Annotated in this window: 17 protein-coding genes; 15 read left to right on the forward strand and 2 right to left on the reverse strand. The window is 43.7% G+C overall.

The genetic code is table 11. The annotated features are described in order from the left end of the window. The first annotated feature begins 8 nt into the window (after positions 1 to 8). The 4 genes from AAGA51_RS04940 to AAGA51_RS04955 all read left to right on the forward strand — a co-directional run bounded on the left by AAGA51_RS04940 (position 9) and on the right by AAGA51_RS04955 (position 4,640). Positions 9 to 1,256, forward strand: coding sequence for an ABC transporter substrate-binding protein (locus AAGA51_RS04940; protein ID WP_042486842.1), 1,248 nt, complete (start codon positions 9 to 11; stop codon positions 1,254 to 1,256). A gap of 285 nt (positions 1,257 to 1,541) precedes the next feature. Then, positions 1,542 to 2,540 carry a TRAP transporter substrate-binding protein gene (locus AAGA51_RS04945; RefSeq protein WP_042486840.1) on the forward strand — a complete coding sequence of 333 codons (999 nt, stop codon included), beginning with the start codon at positions 1,542 to 1,544 and terminating at the stop codon, positions 2,538 to 2,540. 72 nt (positions 2,541 to 2,612) lie between these two features. After that, positions 2,613 to 3,275: a TRAP transporter small permease gene (locus AAGA51_RS04950; protein ID WP_042486838.1), complete on the forward strand. Its 663-nt coding sequence runs from the start codon at positions 2,613 to 2,615 to the stop codon at positions 3,273 to 3,275. Between the two features lie 3 nt (positions 3,276 to 3,278). Next, on the forward strand, positions 3,279 to 4,640 hold the full coding sequence (locus AAGA51_RS04955) for a TRAP transporter large permease (RefSeq protein ID WP_042486833.1): 1,362 nt from the start codon (positions 3,279 to 3,281) through the stop codon (positions 4,638 to 4,640). Positions 4,641 to 4,729: 89 nt separating this feature from the next. Here AAGA51_RS04955 and AAGA51_RS04960 read toward each other — a convergent pair whose 3' ends face one another. Then, entirely contained in the window at positions 4,730 to 6,070 is a 1,341-nt protein-coding gene (locus AAGA51_RS04960; protein WP_042486829.1) for a sigma-54-dependent transcriptional regulator, read from the reverse strand. 14 nt (positions 6,071 to 6,084) lie between these two features. Next, positions 6,085 to 7,878 (reverse strand): sensor histidine kinase, encoded by a 1,794-nt coding sequence (locus tag AAGA51_RS04965; RefSeq protein WP_042486824.1) that lies wholly within the window; start codon positions 7,876 to 7,878, stop codon positions 6,085 to 6,087. 524 nt (positions 7,879 to 8,402) lie between these two features. Between AAGA51_RS04965 and tig the strand changes: the two genes are divergently transcribed. The 11 genes from tig (at position 8,403) to AAGA51_RS05020 (ending at position 20,954) form a co-directional block, all read left to right on the forward strand. Then, positions 8,403 to 9,707 carry a trigger factor gene (gene tig, locus AAGA51_RS04970; RefSeq protein WP_042486822.1) on the forward strand — a complete coding sequence of 435 codons (1,305 nt, stop codon included), beginning with the start codon at positions 8,403 to 8,405 and terminating at the stop codon, positions 9,705 to 9,707. 107 nt (positions 9,708 to 9,814) lie between these two features. Further along, a complete protein-coding gene (gene clpP, locus AAGA51_RS04975; RefSeq protein ID WP_042486819.1) occupies positions 9,815 to 10,441 on the forward strand; it encodes an ATP-dependent Clp endopeptidase proteolytic subunit ClpP in 627 nt (208 codons plus the stop codon). 83 nt (positions 10,442 to 10,524) lie between these two features. After that, on the forward strand, positions 10,525 to 11,805 hold the full coding sequence (gene clpX, locus AAGA51_RS04980) for an ATP-dependent protease ATP-binding subunit ClpX (RefSeq protein ID WP_042486817.1): 1,281 nt from the start codon (positions 10,525 to 10,527) through the stop codon (positions 11,803 to 11,805). Between the two features lie 151 nt (positions 11,806 to 11,956). Next, the gene (gene lon, locus AAGA51_RS04985) at positions 11,957 to 14,311 is read left to right on the forward strand and encodes an endopeptidase La (RefSeq protein ID WP_042486814.1); all 2,355 of its coding nucleotides are present in this window, start codon (positions 11,957 to 11,959) and stop codon (positions 14,309 to 14,311) included. Positions 14,312 to 14,503: 192 nt separating this feature from the next. Beyond that, positions 14,504 to 14,776, forward strand: a complete 273-nt coding sequence (locus AAGA51_RS04990; RefSeq protein WP_042486811.1) for an HU family DNA-binding protein — start codon at positions 14,504 to 14,506, stop codon at positions 14,774 to 14,776. A 154-nt stretch (positions 14,777 to 14,930) separates the two neighbouring features. Further along, positions 14,931 to 16,790, forward strand: a complete 1,860-nt coding sequence (gene ppiD, locus AAGA51_RS04995; protein ID WP_042486808.1) for a peptidylprolyl isomerase — start codon at positions 14,931 to 14,933, stop codon at positions 16,788 to 16,790. 203 nt (positions 16,791 to 16,993) lie between these two features. Beyond that, entirely contained in the window at positions 16,994 to 17,251 is a 258-nt protein-coding gene (locus AAGA51_RS05000) for a ComEA family DNA-binding protein (protein ID WP_102940708.1), read from the forward strand. Positions 17,252 to 17,493: 242 nt separating this feature from the next. Beyond that, entirely contained in the window at positions 17,494 to 18,174 is a 681-nt protein-coding gene (gene cmk / locus AAGA51_RS05005) for a (d)CMP kinase (protein WP_042486803.1), read from the forward strand. A gap of 105 nt (positions 18,175 to 18,279) precedes the next feature. Then, the gene (gene rpsA / locus AAGA51_RS05010; protein WP_042486800.1) at positions 18,280 to 19,950 is read left to right on the forward strand and encodes a 30S ribosomal protein S1; all 1,671 of its coding nucleotides are present in this window, start codon (positions 18,280 to 18,282) and stop codon (positions 19,948 to 19,950) included. Between the two features lie 308 nt (positions 19,951 to 20,258). Beyond that, positions 20,259 to 20,537, forward strand: coding sequence for an integration host factor subunit beta (gene ihfB, locus AAGA51_RS05015; protein WP_042486798.1), 279 nt, complete (start codon positions 20,259 to 20,261; stop codon positions 20,535 to 20,537). Positions 20,538 to 20,666: 129 nt separating this feature from the next. Continuing rightward, complete coding sequence (locus AAGA51_RS05020) at positions 20,667 to 20,954, forward strand: LapA family protein (RefSeq protein ID WP_042486796.1); 288 nt, start codon at positions 20,667 to 20,669, stop codon at positions 20,952 to 20,954.

The raw sequence follows: 20,954 nt of genomic DNA on the forward strand, positions 1-20,954 counted from the left end.
GAAAACCAATGAAAATAAGCAAAACTCTTCTTGCCGCTTCACTGCTTTCTGCTGCTACACCGACATTTGCCGGTGAGGTAGAAGTGCTTCACTGGTGGACTGCCGGTGGTGAAGCAAATGCTATTTCTGTATTGAAAACCATGTTGGAGCAACAAGGATATTCATGGATTGATTTCGGTGTGGAAGGCGGTGGTGGCGAAAGCGCGATGAGAGTTCTCAAGACTCGAGCTGTCTCGGGTAATCCACCTTCAGCGGCGAATATCAAAGGACTCGATATTCAGGAGTGGGCTCGACTCGGTTTTTTAACCAACTTGAACGAAGTGTCGGGAAAAGAGCACTGGGATAGTGTTATCCCTAACATCATCAGTAATGTGATGAAATATGACGGCCAGTATGTCGCAGTACCCGTGAATGTTCACCGAATCAACTGGCTTTGGGCGAATGCTGAGGTTCTGAAGAAAGCTGGTGCGAGTGTGCCGACCACGTTAGACGAGTTCTTTGTGGCCGCAGATAAAATTAAAGCGATAGGACTGGTTCCTTTGGCTCACGGCGGTCAGCCTTGGCAGAATGCAACGCTGTTTGAAGTCATTGCCTTGGACGTACTCGGGTCAGGTGACTACATAAGAGCGTTTGTCGACCTGGATATGGACATTCTAGGCAGTGACAAAATGGTCGAGGCTTTTACTCAGTTTAAACGAGTCCTCAGCTATGTTGATGATGATGCGCCCGGTAGGAACTGGCTTGAAGCGACCTCAATGGTGATTAAGGGCGAGGCGGGAATGCAGATCATGGGTGACTGGGCAAAAGGTGAATTTTCTGCGGCTGGTAAGATACCTGGAAAAGATTATATCTGTGCACCTGCTCTGGGGACGGCCGGAAAATTCACTTATAACGTCGACAGTTTTGCGTTCTTTGAACTTCACGATGAAGAGAACTTTGAAGCGCAAAAGGCATTAGCGTCCACGATACTTAACCCTAAGTTTCAGGAAGTATTCAACCTGAACAAAGGTTCGATACCTGTGCGTGTCGATATGGATATGTCTCACTTCGACCAGTGTGCACTCGATTCAATGCAAGAGTTTAAATCATCGGCGAAAACAGGCGATTTGGTGCCAAGTATGGCTCATGGGATGTCGACCACCAGCTATGTTCAAAGTGCAATGTTTGATGTGATCACCAACTTCTTTAACGATCCAGATGAAACACCAGAACAGGCGGTGCAACGCCTTGTGAAGGTGGTGAAATCCTCAATGTAGTTTAAACCTCAATACAGTGAGAAATAGCGTTGAACTCAGATACGCTGCTTTTCTTTCTATAGGCGGGAAATGACACAAACGTTAATTTTTAATGTGTCATTTTCCACCCATTTCTACATTCTTCATTACCCGTCTTATCAAGATGACATTTAGAAACTAAATGTAACTAATTGTTTTTAAATGAATGTTAATTAATTGTTTCAACTTGGCTTGCTCCTTGCTCTACAGAGTTCATGCAGCGCTCATTGATGAGTTAGCTGATGATATAAACCAAGGAGAATAATAATGTTAAAGCCTCTTACCCTACTGACTGCCTCTATCCTAGCTGTTACAAGCTTCAATGCTGCTGCGAACTGTGACCCAGGTGAAATGGTGATTAAATTCAGCCATGTAACTAACACAGATAAACACCCTAAAGGCATTGCTGCATCATTACTTGAAAAGCGCGTTAACGAAGAGATGAATGGCAAAGCTTGTATGCAAGTTTTCCCTAACTCAACGCTTTACGATGATGACAAAGTGTTAGAAGCATTGTTGAACGGCGACGTTCAGTTAGCCGCTCCGTCTCTGTCTAAATTTGAAAAATTTACCAAAAAGTTCCGCCTTTTCGACTTACCTTTCCTTTTTGAAGACGTAGACGCAGTAGACCGCTTCCAGAACTCAGAATCTGGTGAACAGCTAAAGAATGCAATGACTCGCCGTGGTGTGAAAGGTCTTGAATTCTGGCACAACGGTATGAAGCAAATTTCTGCAAACAAACCAATTATTGTTCCAGAAGATGCTAAAGGTCTTAAGTTCCGTGTTCAGGCTTCAGACGTGCTAGTTGCTCAGTTTGAACAGTTGGGCGCTAACCCTCAAAAAATGTCATTTGCTGAAGTGTACGGTGGCCTACAAACCAAAGTTATCGATGGTCAGGAAAACACTTGGTCAAACACTTATGGTCAGAAATTCTTCGAAGTTCAAGATGGTATTACTGAAACCAACCACGGCATCCTTGATTACCTAGTGGTGACTTCTTCGAAATGGTGGGACGGTCTACCAGCAGACATCCGTGATCAGCTAGCGACCATTCTTAATGAAGTAACGGTTGCTCGTAACTCGGAATCGAACAAAGTAGAAGAACAGAACAAGCAATACATCATTGAAGCGGGCGGTGTTGTTCGTCAGCTATCACCAGAACAACGCCAACAATGGGTTGATGCTTTGAAACCTGTTTGGAAGAAGTTTGAAAAAGATATCGGTAGCGATCTGATTGATGCTGCTTTGGCTTCTAACCAGAAGTAATGAAGTTTGCCCCTGCTCTTTACGGGTAGGGGCTTTTACAAAATAACGATTACAACAAGAGCTTAGTATCTTATGGAACAGTCATTTTTTGCCAAAGTCGGTCGTTTTACTGACAAAGCGGAAGAGACATTGATCGCCTTCTTCTTAGGTGCAATGACGCTACTCACTTTTGCCAACGTAGTGATGCGCTATCTGTTTAACGGCAACATTCTCTGGGCGTTAGAACTCACCGTATTTATGTTTGCATGGATGGTGCTCGTCGGAGCTTCCTATGGAGTGAAAAAGCACTTTCACATTGGTGTTGATGTGTTGATCAATTTGGCACCGCCTGCAGGCCGAAAAATTTACGCTTTGATCGCTATTAGCTGTTGTCTCGCTTTCTCAATTTTACTGCTGATCGGTTCGTGGAATTACTGGTACCCATTTGCGACTGAACGCGCATGGTACGAAACCGACGATATTCCGATGCCGGAAATGCTGCAATTTCTAGCGGATTGGCTGAACGAAGGTGAGCGTTACGAGAAATTGCCTCGATTTATTCCTTACATGGCATTACCAGTAGGTATGGCTATGCTCACTTTCCGTTTTTTACAAATCGCGTATCAAATTCTAACTGGCAAGTTAGACCGAATGATTGCGGGTCATGAAGCCGAAGAAGACCTTGATGCATTAAAAGCGGAATTGGCTGACGTGGAAGATGTTATGGGCGTCAAAAACAAGACTAAGGAGCAGTAAGCCATGGCTATTTTGTTGTTATTCATACTTGTAATTGGCTTCATGCTGATTGGCGTTCCAATTGCTGTATCGCTTGGTCTGTCGAGTATTCTGTTCTTAATGTGGCACTCGGAGGCTTCACTTGCTTCGGTTGCACAAACCCTATTCAATGCGTTTGAAGGCCACTACACCCTTTTAGCTATCCCATTCTTTATTTTGGCTTCCAGCTTTATGTCTACTGGCGGTGTAGCGAAACGTATTATTCGTTTTGCTATCGCAATGGTAGGTTGGTTCCGCGGTGGTTTAGCGGTGGCTTCGGTTGTCGCTTGTATGATGTTTGCGGCGCTTTCTGGATCATCACCAGCTACGGTTGTTGCTATCGGTAGTATTGTTATTGCCGGTATGGTGAAAAATGGTTACAGCAAAGAGTTTGCAGCGGGTGTGATTTGTAACGCGGGCACCTTGGGTATTCTTATCCCGCCTTCAATCGTAATGGTTGTGTATTCAGCGGCGACTAACGTTTCGGTTGGACGCATGTTCCTTGGTGGTGTAATTCCGGGACTATTGGCTGGTCTTATGTTGATCATTGCGATTTACATTACTGCCCGTATCAAAAACTTACCAAAACAGCCTTTTGTTGGTTGGAAAGAAGCGATGGCAGCAGCAAAAGATGCGAGCTGGGGTCTGTTGCTGGTGGTGATTATCCTTGGTGGTATCTACGGTGGTATCTTTACACCAACAGAAGCCGCAGCAGTTGCAGCTGTCTACTCGTTCTTTATCGCAAACTTTATTTATCGCGATATGGGGCCGTTCGCTGACAAAAATAATACCAAGAACTTCGTCGTCAAAGTGTTCGAGTCTTTTGTTCATAAAGATACGCAAAATACTCTTTATGACGCGGGTAAACTGACGATCATGTTGCTATTTATCATCGCTAACGCGCTGATCTTGAAACATGTTCTGACGGAAGAACGCGTACCACAGATGATTACAGAATCCATGCTTTCTGCTGGATTAGGACCAATCACCTTCCTAATCGTAGTGAACGTATTGTTGTTGATCGGTGGGCAATTTATGGAACCATCAGGTCTGCTAATCATCGTCGCTCCGCTGGTTTTCCCAATTGCAATTGAGTTAGGAATTGACCCTATTCACTTAGGTATCATGATGGTGGTGAACATGGAGATAGGCATGATAACACCGCCTGTCGGGCTCAACCTCTTCGTAACCGCAGGGGTCGCCAAGATGTCCATGATGCATGTGGTGAAAGCCGCTATGCCTTGGGTAGCGATCATGTTCCTGTTCCTAATCATCGTTACTTATGTGCCAATCGTATCGACATGGCTACCAACCTTACTCATGGGACCTGAAATCATTACCCGATAGGGAAGGCGGTATTCTAGCTAACATAACAAAACGCCCAGCATTGCTGGGCGTTTCTTTTGTGTCTCTAAACCACTTTTATAAAAGTCGTTTTATTCTTTGTAAGTGTCTTTATTTATCTGATATTTCTGCATTTTATCGTAAAGTGTTTTTCTTGGGATTTTTAGCAGTTCCATGGTGTCTTTAATACTGCCGGAGCACTCTATCAGTGTTTGTTCGATAAGAGACTTTTCATACTCTGCAACCTGATCGGAGAGACTGGTCAGCACTTTTGCATTTTTGCTCTGTTCACCAAGTTCTGAAAGTTTGCCCAGCAATACGTAACGTTCCGCAGCGTTGCGCAGTTCCCTGACGTTACCCGGCCAGTCGTGACTGAGCAGCGCTTGCAATGCACTCTGAGGCAGAGCGGTCGCTGCTTTACCATAACGTGCTGCTGCCACAAGCAGGAAGTGGTGAAATAGGGCAGGGATGTCTTCACGACGCTCACGAAGCGGCGGAATATCCAGCGTGACAATGTTGAGTCGGTAATAAAGATCCTGACGGAAAGTCCCTTCTTGAGCCGCTTTTTTCAGATCCACTTTGGTAGCAGCAATCACTCGGATATCCAATGGAATCAGTTCATTGGAACCTACTCTTTCAATCACACGTTCTTGCAGTACACGTAGCAATCGAATTTGAGCCTGCATCGGCATCGATTCAATTTCATCAAGAAACAGCGTACCACCTTGGGCATGTTCAAACTTACCAATGCGTTTTGCATCTGCACCGGTAAATGCGCCTTTTTCGTGTCCGTAGAGTTCACTTTCGATAAGGTTTTCCGGTACCGCTCCGCAGTTAACGGCAACAAAGTTTTTCTCACGTCTTGAGCTTTGTTCGTGAAGAGAGCGGGCGACAAGTTCTTTACCTGTGCCTGTTTCACCAAATAGCAGAATGTCAGCGTTGGTGTCGGCAACGTGAGTAATGGTTTCTCTTAATGCGATGATACTGTTGGTTTCACCGATAATCCGAGGACCAAGTGTCTGGCTGGCTTTTAGGCTCCGTTTTAACTGTTGGTTTTCCAGCGTTAGTTTTCTGCGTTCAATCGCGCGATTCACAGTCTCTATCAATCTTTCTGGAGCAAAAGGTTTTTCAATAAAATCGTACGCTCCGTCATGCATCGCCTGTACCGCCATAGAGATATCACCATGGCCTGTAATGAGAATGACAGGAACATCGCTATCCTGATGGTGAATCGATGACAGCAGATTTTGTCCGCTTAAGCCGGGCAAGCAGATATCCGTGACGACCACCATAGGCAGTTTGTCCTGCTTAATGGCTAATAATGCGTCTTCAGCACTTGAGAAAAACCGTGCATTGATGTCTGCCAGTTCAAAGCTTTGCTCAATGGCGATTCGAATGTCGTTTTCGTCATCAATAAAAAATACATCGCACATACAACTTCCTTAATTTACTGCTCTGAACTTTGTTGGGGTTTGTTTAACGTAATAGTGAATCTCGCGCCTCCTAGCGGTGATGAGTGGGCTGTAAGATCGCCACCCATGCCATGCATAATTTGTTGCGAGATAGATAGTCCTAACCCTAAACCATTTTTCTTGGTGGTAAAGAAGGGCTCAAACAAGTTTTTCATTTGATTCAAATGGAGCCCAGTACCCGAGTCGTCAACATGAATGCAAATGCTGTTTTGATGTTCTTCTAACGTCAGCACAACTTTCTTTATTTCCTGCTCATCTACGGCCTGCATAGCATTAGTCAGCAAGTTAATGATTACTTGTTCTAGCTGGATTGGGTTAATACTGCATCGAATCGGTGACTCTGGCGCGTGAATGTCAAACTCTACGTAATGGGATTTAAACTGAGGCTGCATAAGTTCCTTTGCGTTGATGATCAGAGGAAGCAGTTGCGCTTCTACCTGATCGCCAGTATCTGTTTTTCTCGCAAAAGATTTGAGCTGTTCACTTATCTTTGCCATACGCACCGTTAATGCGGATATACGTTCTAGGTTTTCGTCGGTCCGTTCTGGTTTTCCGTTGGCAAGAAATCGTCTGCCGTTATCGGCAAAGCTGCGAATAGCAGCGAGTGGATTGTTCAGCTCATGACTGATGCTGGCAGACATCTGTCCGAGTACCGCCAACTTAGCGGCTTGTATCAACTCTTCCTGAGTCTGTCTTAATGCCTGTTCGGCTCTTATCCGTTCGTCAATCTCGACATGAAGTTTTGAGGTTCGTTCCATCACCAAAAACTCAAGCTTTTGTTTGGCTTCTGCTTGTAGTCGTTCTATCTGGCGTTGGCGGACTTGTCTGTGATGCAAAAGCAAAAAGGCGAGATAGATGATGGCGAAAATCATAGTAAGAATGATTAGGAAGCCAAAGGTATCCCAGAACACGTTTACTTTGGGAGATAAGACGTGAATGTTGAGCGCGAGATTATCGAGCTTGTTGGTTGAAACAATATAGTCGTCTTTAATCCAACCTTGCTTAGGCTTTATCCACTCGGTTTCTGCAAGATTGACATCACCATAAAAACCCAAGGAGGGAATCGCACTGTCTAGGTACTGGCGGGTCTCCTGTATTTTTTGTCGCGACTCTTCGCTCAGTTCTGAGACACTGTGAAACAGCCAGTCTGGTCTGCTGGACATGAAAACAATATTGTTATCGTCTGTTGCAACGAAGTAGCTGTTCTTGCTTTGCCAGTTGTCCTCAATGGATGAAAGATCCATTTTTACCACCACGACGCCAATCACTTCTGCGGCATAAATGACGGGATAGGCATAGTAGTAACCGCGCTGACCGGAGGTAGAGCCGAGAGCGAAGTACTGACTTTTTTGACCGGAAATAGCGTCGTAGAAGTAGGGGCGCCACGCAAAGTTGCGGCCTATAAAGGAGCGGTCTAGATTCCAGTTGCTGGATGCGATGGTATTGCCGATGCCATCCAGCAAATAAGTGTCAGCCGCTTGAATGACCTCGTTGACTTGCTCCAAATAGCGATTGGTTAAGTCAATTTGCGCACTGTTTTCTGGGTGGCTCAGTGCGTCAACCAGCTCTTTATCTTTAGAAAGCAGGCGAGGTATGTGCGCGTATTTGTCGAGTTTGGCTGAGATGTGGCTTGAGAAGCGTTCAAGTTCTGACTGTTGTTCTATCAACAGAGATTGATAGCTATAGCGCCAAACGAGATGAGCTGTCATGGCAGCGATGACACCATAAATTATCAAAAATAATACTGAGAGTTGGCGCACAGACAGCATCCTTGTCATACCTTTCTTTCCTCGTTTACTTCGCCACTAATGATAATGGGAACTTCAAATTATCGGTTTAAAAACATCTCGAATATGGGAGACAAAACAAGAGCCAGATCTCTTTTTGATTATTTGAGGAAAAAAATCCCTCGATTCTCTTGAAAAAGCCTATATTGTCCCCATTTCAGTGCCATCGAGTGAACCATTAATTGATGGATTTTTTAGCACTCAAAGAGTTTTTTAGGACATTGGCTTTTTCTTGCTGGGTATTCGCTCGACAGCTAAAGCTGAGATCGGTAGTATATCGCGTCTAATTTTTTAGTCCTGAGGCTAATCAGAGATACCTTTATTCGGCGCAAATCGACAAAAGATGTCACTCATTAGTTCGATATTTATGTGAAGTTCACTGAGAGTATCGATGCTCAATATTTACAGTTAAGTGTTCTACCGAGCACAAAATAAGGATGAAGCCAAACAGAGATGTTGGCTCATGATGCTCAGGAATACTGAGCCAGTTTTGAGGTTTATATACAATGCAAGTTACTGTTGAAACGCTAGAAGGCCTAGAGCGCCGTTTGAATATTACTGTTCCTGCTGCAAACATCGAAGATGCAGTGGCAGCTGAGCTACGCAACATCGCGAAAAATCGTCGTTTCGACGGTTTCCGTAAAGGTAAAGTACCGATGAAGATGGTTGCTCAAATGTACGGCAAAGCAGTACGTCAAGACATTCTTGGTGAAGTGATGCAACGCCACTTCATCGAAGCAATCGTAAAAGAGAAAATCAACCCAGCTGGCGCTCCAACTTTCGCACCAGTAGAAGTTAAAGAAGGTGCAGACTTAGTATTTACTGCAACTTTCGAAGTGTACCCAGAAGTTGAACTGAAAGGTCTAGAAAACATCACTGTAGAAAAACCTGCAGCAGAAGTTCAAGATTCTGACGTTGAAGAGATGCTAGAAACACTACGTAAGCAACAAGCGACTTGGGCTGAAGTAGAAGAAGCTGCTGAAAACGGTAAGCGTGTTTCTATCGATTTCGTTGGTTCTATCGACGGCGTTGAGTTCGAAGGCGGTAAAGCTGAAAACTTCCCACTAGAAATGGGTGCAGGTCGTATGATTCCAGGTTTTGAAGACGGTATCGTTGGCAAAACTAAAGGTATGGAATTCGAAATCGACGTGAACTTCCCAGAAGATTACCACGCTGAAAACCTAAAAGGTAAAGCAGCTAAGTTCGCGATCAAAGTGAACAAAGTTGAAGCTCGTGAACTACCAGAACTGAACGATGAGTTCGTAGCTAAGTTCGGCGTAACTGAAGGCGGTGTTGACGCACTTAAAGCTGAAGTTCGTAAGAACATGGAACGTGAACTTAAGCAAGCAATCAAAGCGCGTATCAAAGATCAAGCGATTGAAGGCCTAGTGAAAGAAAACGCAATTGACGTTCCAGCGGCTCTAGTAGATCAAGAAATCGACGTACTACGTCAACAAGCTGCACAACGTTTCGGTGGCAACATCGAAGCTGCAAACCAACTTCCACGTGAAATGTTTGAAGAGCAAGCAAAACGTCGCGTAGTTGTAGGTCTACTTCTAGGTGAAGTAATCAAGACTGAAGAGCTAAAAGCAGACGACGAGAAAGTAAAAGCGCTTATCGAAGATATGGCGACTGCTTACGAAGATCCATCTGAAGTTATCTCTTACTACGAGCAAAACGAGCAAATGATGAACAACATGCGCAACGTAGCTCTAGAAGAACAAGCGATTGACGCGATCATTGCTAAAGCAACAGTTACTGAGAAAGCAATTAGCTTTAACGAGCTAATGAACCCTCAAGTTGCTGCTTAATAAGCAATCTATAGCGTAGAAGGTTGACGAGACATCAACTATTCTGCTAACAATGGTCCGCATGATATACATCATCCGGGCCATTTATTTTTAGGGATATTAAGACTATGAGCTACCAAGAAAAAAACGCAATGTCGCCGATTATTGATGCGCTAGTACCAATGGTGGTTGAACAAACTTCCCGTGGCGAACGTTCATACGATATCTATTCACGTCTTTTAAAAGAGCGAGTTATTTTCTTAACGGGTCAGGTAGAAGACCACATGGCAAACCTTGTCGTGGCTCAGCTGCTTTTCTTAGAGTCGGAAAACCCGGACAAAGATATTTTCCTATACATCAACTCACCAGGTGGTAGCGTGACTGCGGGTATGTCTATTTACGACACTATGCAGTTTATTAAACCAAACGTGAGCACAGTATGTATGGGACAAGCTTGTTCTATGGGCGCATTTCTACTAGCTGGTGGCGCACCTGGTAAACGTTATGTTCTACCAAACTCGCGCGTAATGATTCACCAACCGCTAGGTGGTTTCCAAGGCCAAGCTTCGGACATTCAAATTCATGCGCAAGAAATTCTATCGATTAAGAACAAGTTGAATCACTTGTTGGCAGAGCATACCGGTCAACCGCTTGAAATTATTGAGCGAGATACTGACCGCGACAACTTTATGTCTGCAGAACAAGCAGTAGAATACGGTTTGGTGGATTCAGTACTGACCCACCGTGGTGAGTAACAGTTCTGGTAATTGTTTAACGCAATTTAATTGAAATTGTTATACACTCAAACCATAAAGAGTAAAGGCTAAGAGGTTAGCGAATGACAGATAAAAGCAAAGAGGGTGGTAGTAGTAAACTGCTGTACTGCTCTTTCTGTGGCAAAAGCCAGCACGAAGTTCGCAAGCTGATTGCAGGTCCTTCTGTGTATATCTGTGACGAATGTGTTGATCTATGTAACGACATTATTCGCGAAGAGATTAAAGATGTGTTACCTAAGAAAGAGTCGTCAGCATTGCCTGCGCCTCGTGAAATTCGTGCACATCTTGACGACTATGTAATTGGCCAAGAACACGCTAAAAAAGTGCTCGCTGTTGCGGTATATAACCACTATAAGCGTTTACGTAATGGTGATACGACAAGTGATGGTGTCGAGCTTGGTAAAAGTAATATTTTGCTGATCGGCCCTACAGGTAGCGGTAAAACTCTCCTTGCTGAGACACTGGCTCGCTTCCTAGATGTACCATTTACGATGGCAGATGCTACTACGCTAACTGAAGCGGGTTATGTTGGTGAAGATGTTGAAAACATCATTCAGAAACTGCTTCAGAAGTGTGATTACGATGTAGCAAAAGCGGAACGCGGTATCGTCTATATCGATGAAATTGATAAGATTTCTCGTAAGGCTGAAAACCCGTCAATCACACGAGATGTTTCTGGTGAAGGTGTTCAGCAAGCACTATTGAAACTGGTTGAAGGTACGGTTGCATCGGTTCCACCGCAAGGCGGCCGTAAACATCCTCAACAAGAGTTCTTGCAAGTAGACACTTCTAAGATCTTATTTATCTGTGGCGGCGCATTTGCTGGTCTAGATAAAGTGATCGAACAACGTGTTGCAACGGGTACTGGTATCGGTTTCGGTGCGGAAGTTCGTTCTAAAGATCAAAACAGAACAGTAGGTGAGTTGTTTACTCAGGTAGAGCCTGAAGATCTAGTGAAATATGGTCTGATTCCAGAATTCATTGGTCGTCTACCTGTGACTGCAACACTGACTGAGCTGGATGAAGAAGCACTGATTCAGATTCTGTGTGAACCTAAGAACGCTTTGACGAAACAGTACGCAGCACTTTTCGAACTTGAAGATGTTGATCTTGAGTTCCGTGAAGATGCACTTCGTGCAATCGCAGCAAAAGCGATGGCTCGTAAGACTGGTGCTCGTGGCCTACGCTCAATTCTTGAGAGCGTATTGCTTGAAACCATGTACGAGTTGCCTTCAATGTCTGACGTTGAGAAAGTTGTGATTGATGAGTCAGTGATTAACGGCGAATCAGAACCACTAATGATTTTCTCAGGCAACGAGAGCCAAGCTGCTGGCGCTGAGTAAATTTGCCAAGTCTCTTGGGTTTAAAAGCCATTAAGAGTCAATAAATAATCAAAGGAGGTAATCATTACCTCCTTTTTTTTATTCTGTTATTGAATCCAGTTAGTTAGCCCCCATATACTCCGATATATATCAAAGCGGAAGAGAGAATAATATGAACTTGGAGCGTTCCGAGCGTATAGAGATCCCCGTATTACCTTTACGTGATGTGGTTGTGTATCCACATATGGTGATCCCTTTGTTTGTTGGTCGTGAGAAATCGATTCAGTGCCTAGAAGCGGCAATGGACAACAACAAACAAGTTCTTCTGGTTGCACAGAAGCAGGCCGAAACAGATGAACCTACTATTTCGGACTTATTCGAAGTGGGTACGGTTGCTACCATTCTGCAATTGCTGAAGTTACCCGACGGCACAGTGAAAGTGTTGGTCGAAGGTCAACAGCGCGCCAAAATTAATGAGTTTCATGAAGGTGAGTTCTTCTCTGCAAGTGCTGAATTCCTGATCACTCCAGAGTTAGATGATAAAGAACAGGAAGTGATAGTACGCAGTGCTATCAACCAGTTCGATAGCTTCATTAAATTGAATAAGAAGATTCCACCTGAAGTTTTGACTTCATTGAATGGCATCGAGGAAGCTGCACGCCTAGCGGATACTATTGCAGCACACATGCCTCTTAAGTTAGTGGACAAGCAAAAAGTTCTTGAAATTTTAGATGTGACTGAACGTCTAGAGTTTTTAATGGGACAGATGGAATCTGAAATCGATTTGCTACAAGTTGAAAAGCGCATCCGCACTCGCGTTAAGAAGCAAATGGAGAAATCTCAGCGTGAGTACTACCTGAATGAGCAAATGAAAGCGATTCAGAAAGAGCTGGGTGAAACAGAAGATGGTGTTGATGAGTTCGAAGTTCTAAAACAGAAAATCGAAGAGTCAAAAATGCCAGCGGAAGCTCGCGAAAAAACAGAACAAGAGTTGCAGAAGCTGAAAATGATGTCTCCGATGTCAGCAGAAGCAACGGTAGTTCGCAGCTATATCGATTGGATGATCAACGTTCCTTGGACCAAGCGTTCTAAAGTGAAACGTGATTTGGCAAAAGCGGAAGAGATTCTTAATGCTGACCATTATGGTCTTGAGCGCGTGAAAGAACGCATCCTTGAATACTTGGCAGTTCAAAGTCGTATTAGCAAGTTAAAAGGTCCGATCTTGTGTTTAGTTGGTCCTCCGGGTGTTGGTAAGACATCACTAGGTCGTTCAATTGCAGCAGCAACGGGGCGTAAGTACACGCGTATGGCGCTCGGTGGCGTTCGCGATGAAGCTGAGATTCGTGGTCACCGTCGTACTTACATCGGTTCTCTGCCGGGTAAACTGATCCAAAAAATGTCGAAAGTTGGTGTGAAAAACCCGCTATTCCTACTTGATGAAATCGATAAGATGGCATCGGATATGCGCGGTGACCCAGCTTCAGCACTATTGGAAGTGTTAGATCCAGAGCAAAACAACTCATTCAATGACCACTATCTCGAAGTGGATTATGACTTGTCTGACGTAATGTTTGTTGCGACATCTAACTCGATGAATATTCCGGGCCCACTGTTGGACCGTATGGAAGTTATTCGTCTATCAGGCTACACCGAAGATGAAAAACTGAACATTGCTAAGCGCCACTTGGTTGAAAAACAAATAGAGCGTAATGGTCTGAAACCTTCTGAAATTACCATTGAAGATTCAGCGATTATGGGTGTGATTCGTTACTACACACGTGAAGCGGGTGTTCGTAGCCTAGAACGCGAGATCTCTAAAATCTGTCGTAAAGCAGTGAAAAACATCTTATTAAACAAAGATGTGAAACATGTCACTGTGAACCAAGATAATCTTAAAGAATACCTTGGTGTACAACGTTTTGACTTTGGTAAAGCAGACGAACACAACCGTATTGGTCAAGTAACAGGTCTTGCTTGGACAGAAGTTGGCGGTGATCTGTTAACGATTGAAGCTCAATCTATGCCTGGTAAAGGTAAGCTTACTCAGACAGGCTCATTGGGCGAAGTGATGCAAGAGTCTATTCAGGCGGCAATGACAGTTGTACGTTCTCGCGCAGAAAAACTGGGTATTAACCCAGATTTCTACGAAAAACGCGATATTCACGTGCACGTACCTGAAGGTGCGACACCGAAAGATGGACCAAGTGCTGGTACGGCAATGTGTACAGCATTAGTGTCTTGCTTAACAGGTAACCCTGTGAAAGCTGATGTTGCAATGACGGGTGAAATTACCCTTCGTGGTGAAGTTTTGCCAATCGGTGGTTTGAAAGAAAAACTACTGGCTGCTCATCGTGGTGGTATCAAAACGGCGCTAATTCCAAAGGACAATGAACGTGATTTGGAAGAGATTCCTGACAACGTAATCGCTGATCTTAAAGTAATTCCTGTACGTTGGATTGACGAAGTTTTGAAGGTTGCACTGGAAAATGACCCTACTGGTGTGGCATTTGAAGCCGAAAAAGAGTGATGTGCAGCAAAAATAAGTAAAAGATTACGCTGATAGGCTCAAAAAGGGCTTGTCAGCGTTTTTTTTGGAGGCTACCGTTATTCACTATAGCTTTCAGCCCAGTTGTAACAAGGCTTTAGGTTATCTTTAAACATCAATGGAACGAATAGGCGCCGAACAAAATAATAAATTGGCGACCAAAGGGGAATCACAGTGAATAAAACACAATTAGTAGAAAAAATCGCAGCTAACGCTGATCTATCAAAAGCTTCAGCAGGTCGTGCTCTAGACGCATTTATCGAAGCAGTAAGCGATACTCTTCAGTCTGGCGACCAAGTAGCTCTAGTTGGCTTTGGTACTTTCCAAGTTCGTACTCGTGCAGCACGCACTGGTCGTAACCCAAAAACTGGTGAAGAAATCCAAATCGCAGAAGCTAAAGTTCCTGCATTCAAAGCTGGTAAAGCACTGAAAGACGCTTGCAACTAATTTCTTAGAATGACTTTTTGCTGCTTGCAGCAAAATTTATTCGAACCTTTTTTAATTATGCGCATCCTACTGATGCGCATTTCTTTTTCTGATATTATCGCGCTATTCATTTTTGGCTGAAGTCTAAACTTCAAATCCGGAGAGCAGTAAAACTATGATGGATCGATTACGCGAGGGTGTTAACAGCATCGCGGTAAAAATTATCCTAGGACTAATCATCCTTTCTTTTATCTTCGCAGGGGTAGGTAGCTACCTAGTCAGTGGCGGTAATAACGCGGCGGCTAAAGTTGGCAGCATTGAGATTGACCGTGGTCAGTTTGAGCAAGCTTATCAAAACGAAAGAAACCGTATGCAATCTCAAATGGGTGACTATTTTGCTAACTTACTAGCAGATCCAGCGTACGTTGCTTCTTTCCGTAAATCTGTTTTAGATCGCATGATCAACGATGTCCTCATTGAGCAGCATGCGAATTCATTAGGTCTAAGAATCAGCGACGAGCAAGTTCGTAAACTGATTTTGGACATGCCTCAGTTCCAATCTGAAGATAAGTTCGACCAAGAAATCTACCAAGCAGCACTGCGTCGTGCAGGCTTTAACGCTGAGTCTTTTGCTGAGTATCTGCGTCGTGATCTACTGCGTAGTCAGCTAACGTCAGCGCTACAAGGTAGTGAGTTTACTTTACAGGGTGAAATTGACGCTCAAAGCGCGTTGATTGCACAAACCCGAGATATTCGTACTGTTACATTGTCTTTGAAAGATTTTGCCAGCAATGTGGCAGTAAGCGACGAAGACGTACAGAAGTTCTATTCTGAGAATCCAGAGCGTTACACTCGCCCAGAACAAGTAAAAGTCTCTTATATTGAGCTATCAGCCGAGAAGTTGGCTGAGCAAGTGACTATCAGCGATGAGCAAGTGAAAGAGTACTATCAAGAGCATCTAGACAAGTATTCTACCGCTGAGCAACGCGAAGTTAGCCATATCTTAGTACAAGGCGATGACGAAGCTAAAGCTCAAGCGATTCTTGATGAGCTAAAAGCAGGTGCAGATTTTGCAAAACTTGCTGAAGAAAAATCTGAAGATATTGGTAGCTCAGAAAATGGCGGTTCTTTAGGTTGGATTGAACGAGATACAATGGATCCTGCATTTGAAGCGGCAGCGTTTGGCTTGGCTTCAGTTGGCGAAGTGTCTGGTCTTGTTAAGTCCGATTTCGGTTACCACATTATCAAATTGGATGGTGTCAAAGCTTCAACTGCTAAACCGTTGGAAGAAGTGGCAGCAGAAATTAAGACTGAACTGTCTTCTCAAAAAGCGGTAGACACTTTCTATGAGCTACAAACTGAGCTAGAGAAAGTAGCGTTTGAATATCCAGATTCGCTCGATGAAGCAGCTAAAGCGACTTCGGCACAAGTGGTTAAGACAGACTTTATTTCTCAATCAGATATGCCAACAGCTCTGCAAAATGCATCAGTTCAGCAAGCGATTCAGTCTCCTGAAGTTAAAGAAGATGGCTTGAACTCTTCTGTTATTGAAGTGGCACCAGAACATGTGGTTGTTGTACGTGTTGATGAAACGCGTCCTGAAATGGTTCTACCTCTAGAAGAAGTCAAAGATCAGGTTGTTGCACAACTGTCTAAAGTAAAAGGTGAGCAACAAGCACTAGAGCTTGCGGATAAGTTGATTGCTGGTCTTGAGCAAGGTGATAAGACTCTGCTTGAAGAGAACAAACTGGCATTCGGTGAGTTAGAAACGGTAGACCGTGGCTCTCAACTTGCTCAAACGGTTTACTCTATGCCTAAACCGCAAGCAGACCAGGTCGTGTACGCTCAAGCGAAAGATCTGGACGGTAATATCGTTCTAATTGAACTAAGCAAGGTTGAAGCGAAGATTGAACCTCAATATCAAAATCAAATTGGTGCGCAGCTTTCTCGTATTGCAGTGCAACAAGATATTGCGGGCGTTCTGTCTGTGCTAAGAGCGAATACGGATATCGAATATTTTGCTGTGAGCCAATAAGCTCAAAAAATGTAATTGATATGTTTAACGAAAGGGGCTGCTATTGCAGCTCCTTTTATTTTGTTCAAACCTAAATCTGTCTCTCGTTGCAGCTTGTTTAAGATGGCTTCGTTTAATTAACAGAGAGAGCAGCAAATATGGTGAAAAAAATCGGTTTGATAAATCAATGGCTACTAGCATGTCTATTAGCATTAGCGCTACCTATGACGAGTGTGTCCGCAGCAGATAACAGTACTAATCAGACAGTGAAAACAGATGATATTGTGATAACGGTGAATGTGAATACCGCATCAGCCGAAGAAATATCCACTTTACTAAAAGGTGTTGGACTTAAAAAAGCGCAAGCGATTGTTGAATATCGTGACCAGCATGGGCCATTCGCATCTAAAGATGATCTTACTAAGGTAAAAGGTATTGGTGCCTCAACAGTAAAGAAAAACGAAGACCGGATTCTTCTGTGATGTTGTAGGGCTCAATCTTTAACCATTTCGGTTTAAACACAGGCTCAAGCAATTACTTGAGCCTGTAAATTGGTTGCATAACCAGCTATCAACTGCGCGTTTGCTCATTAAAACGCGATATATGGAAATCCTTCCTAGCACCTTTGCTCTATTCCCACTATAATTTTTCGCCGATGAAACGTGGATACTCTTTATCTGCGGAAATAAAAGTTATCTTCGAATAACAATAAGTGGAGTAAAACATGCCCTCACACACTCCGGTGATCACTGTCGACGGCCCAAGTGGCGCAGGCAAAGGCACCCTTTGTATGCTATTGGCAAACAAACTCGGTTTTCATCTTTTAGACTCAGGTGCGATTTATCGCGTATTAGCACTTGCAGCTATCCATCATGGTGTGGATCTTGAGTCCGAAGACGCGTTAGTGCCTCTGGCTATGCATTTAGATGTTCAGTTCATCGCTGAAGGTGACTTAGTTAAAGTTATCCTTGAGGGCGAAGATGTTTCCAAAGAACTGCGCAAAGAAGAGACTGGCATGGCGGCTTCTAAAGTCGCGGCTCAACCTCGCGTGCGTGAGGCTTTGCTGCGCAGACAACGCGCATTTGCTGAAGGCAATGGCTTAGTAGCTGACGGTCGTGATATGGGAACGGTGGTATTCCCTAATGCTGAAGCTAAAATTTTCTTAGATGCTAGCGCTGAAGAAAGAGCTCGTAGACGATTCAAGCAGTTGCAACTGAAGGGGCTTGATGTTAAATTTGACGCCCTTTTAAGCGAAATCCAAGAGCGTGACGATCGAGATCGTAACCGCCCAGTGGCTCCATTACGCCCTGCAGAGGATGCGCTTGTGCTTGATTCAACCGAAATGTCTATCGACGAAGTTGTCGAAAAAGCACTACAATATATCGAATCGAAGTTGGCGGAATAAACCACGTTAGCTAAGAGCGTTGGTCGCAAGGATGATGACTGGCGAATTTAATAACCCCCATGCGGTAGGATGCCCGTGGACGTTTAATTATTGAAGATTAAATAAATGACTGAATCTTTTGCTCAACTCTTTGAAGAGTTCCTAAATGAAACTGAGTTCCAACAAGGTAGTATCGTTAAAGGTACTGTAGTAGCTATCGAGAACGGTTACGTTCTTGTAGATGCTGGCCTTAAGTCTGAGTCTGCTATCCCTGCTGAACAGTTCAAGAACGCTGCTGGCGAACTTGAAGTTGAAGTTGGTTCTGAAGTAGATGTTGCTCTAGACGCTGTTGAAGACGGTTTCGGTGAAACTCAACTTTCTCGTGAGAAAGCTAAGCGTCACGAATCATGGATCGTTCTTGAGAAAGCATACGAAGAAGCTGAAACTGTTGTTGGTATCATCAACGGTAAAGTTAAAGGCGGTTTCACTGTTGAACTAAACGGTATCCGTGCATTCCTTCCAGGCTCTCTAGTAGACGTACGTCCAATCCGTGACACTGCTCACCTAGAAAACAAAGAGCTAGAGTTCAAAGTTATCAAGCTAGACCAGAAACGTAACAACGTAGTTGTTTCTCGTCGTGCTGTTATCGAATCAGAAAGCAGCGTTGAGCGTGACGAACTTCTTGAAACTCTACAAGAAGGTACTGAAGTTAAAGGTATCGTTAAGAACCTTACTGACTACGGTGCATTCGTTGACCTTGGTGGTGTTGACGGTCTTCTACATATCACTGATATGGCATGGAAACGCGTTAAGCACCCATCAGAAATCGTTAACGTTGGTGACGAAATCCTAGTTAAAGTTCTTAAGTTCGACCGTGACCGTACTCGCGTATCACTAGGTCTTAAGCAACTAGGCGAAGATCCATGGGTAGCAATCGCTAAGCGTTACCCAGAAGGTCACAAACTATCTGGTCGCGTAACTAACCTAACTGACTACGGCTGCTTCGTTGAAATCGAAGAAGGCGTTGAAGGTCTAGTTCACGTTTCAGAAATGGATTGGACTAACAAGAACATCCACCCATCTAAAGTTGTTAATGTTGGCGACGAAGTTGAGGTTATGGTTCTTGATATCGACGAAGAGCGTCGTCGTATCTCTCTAGGTCTGAAACAGTGTAAAGCTAACCCATGGCAGTCATTCGCTGAAGCGCAAGCTAAAGGCGACAAAGTTACTGGTAAGATCAAGTCAATCACTGACTTCGGTATCTTCATCGGTCTTGACGGCGGCATCGACGGTCTAGTTCACCTATCTGACATCTCTTGGAACGTTCCTGGAGAAGAAGCTGTACGTGAGTACAAGAAAGGCGACGAGATCTCTGCAGTTGTTCTAGCAGTAGACGCAGAGCGTGAGCGTATCTCTCTAGGCGTTAAGCAAATGGAAAACGACCCATTCAATGCTTATGTAGCTGACAACAAGAAAGGTGCTCTAGTTAACGGTACTGTTACTGCAGTTGACGCTAAAGGTGCAACTATCGAGCTAGAAGAAGGCGTAGAAGGTTACATCCGCGCTTCTGAAGTTGCTCGTGACCGCATTGAAGATGCAACTCTAATCCTAAGCGTTGGTGACAGCGTTGAAGCGAAATTTACTGGTGTAGACCGTAAGAACCGCGTAATCAACCTATCTATCAAAGCTAAAGATGAAGCTGAAGAGCAAGAAGCAATGGCTTCTATCAACCAAGAAGATGGTGCTTCTTTCGGTAACGCAATGGCAGACGCTTTCAAAGCAGCTAAAGGCGAATAATAGCTATAGCTATCGCTAAATAAGAAGGAGCCGAAAGGCTCCTTTTTTTTGCCTTAAAGCTTTCTAAGTTTAAAATTCTAGAATGTTTAACCCGCTGAACCTTATGCAATTAGTGGTCTTTTTCTTTAAAATAGAGTGTTTGCGCGGCATCTCTAACCTAGATGAGCTAATGTTTTAGTAAATAAACAGAAATTCTTTATAAAACTATTAGGTGTTTTGCTGGATCATTTTCTACAATACAAAGTAAGTGTTTGTTGGAATTGATATTACTCACTATAATGAGTAATAAAAAATCTGTGAGGGAAGTTATGACTAAGTCTGAATTGATCGAAAGGCTCTGTGCTGAGCAAACACATCTGTCGGCAAAAGAAATCGAAGATGCGGTAAAAGATATTCTTGAGCATATGGCCAACACTCTAGAGAGTGGAGATCGCATCGAAATTCGTGGTTTCGGTAGTTTCTCTCTTCACTATCGCGAGCCACGCGTTGGCCGTAACCCTAAGACAGGTGAAAAAGTGGAACTTGAAGGCAAATATGTGCCTCATTTCAAACCTGGTAAGGAATTACGCGAGAGAGTGAACGGTTAAATTCTCTAGCTTGATGAAATTGGCGGCATACTGATGAGGTGTGCCGCTTTTTTATGATATATAGACATGGTTTGTCAGGGCTTTTTCCTGCATAATCAGTAAAGCCGATTTATTGATAGGTGATGGACTATGAAAATTATAAAAATCGTTGTGGTACTCGCTCTCTTCTTGATTGCACTGGCTTTGGGTTCCCAAAACCAAGAAGTCGTGACTTTCAATTATCTACTCGCACAAGGTGAGTTTCATCTATCCACTCTCCTCGGTTCTGTATTTGTCACTGGCTTTGTCCTTGCTTGGATTATTTTTGGCAGCTTACATCTTAAATCTCAATTGAAAGTACGTAAGTTAAACAAACAACTTAAAAAAGCGACGCCAGCAGTTAAAGACTCATCTGAAAACAGAGTTAATATTGGATAA

Source organism: Vibrio diazotrophicus, from assembly GCF_038452265.1.
Classification (GTDB): domain Bacteria; phylum Pseudomonadota; class Gammaproteobacteria; order Enterobacterales; family Vibrionaceae; genus Vibrio; species Vibrio diazotrophicus.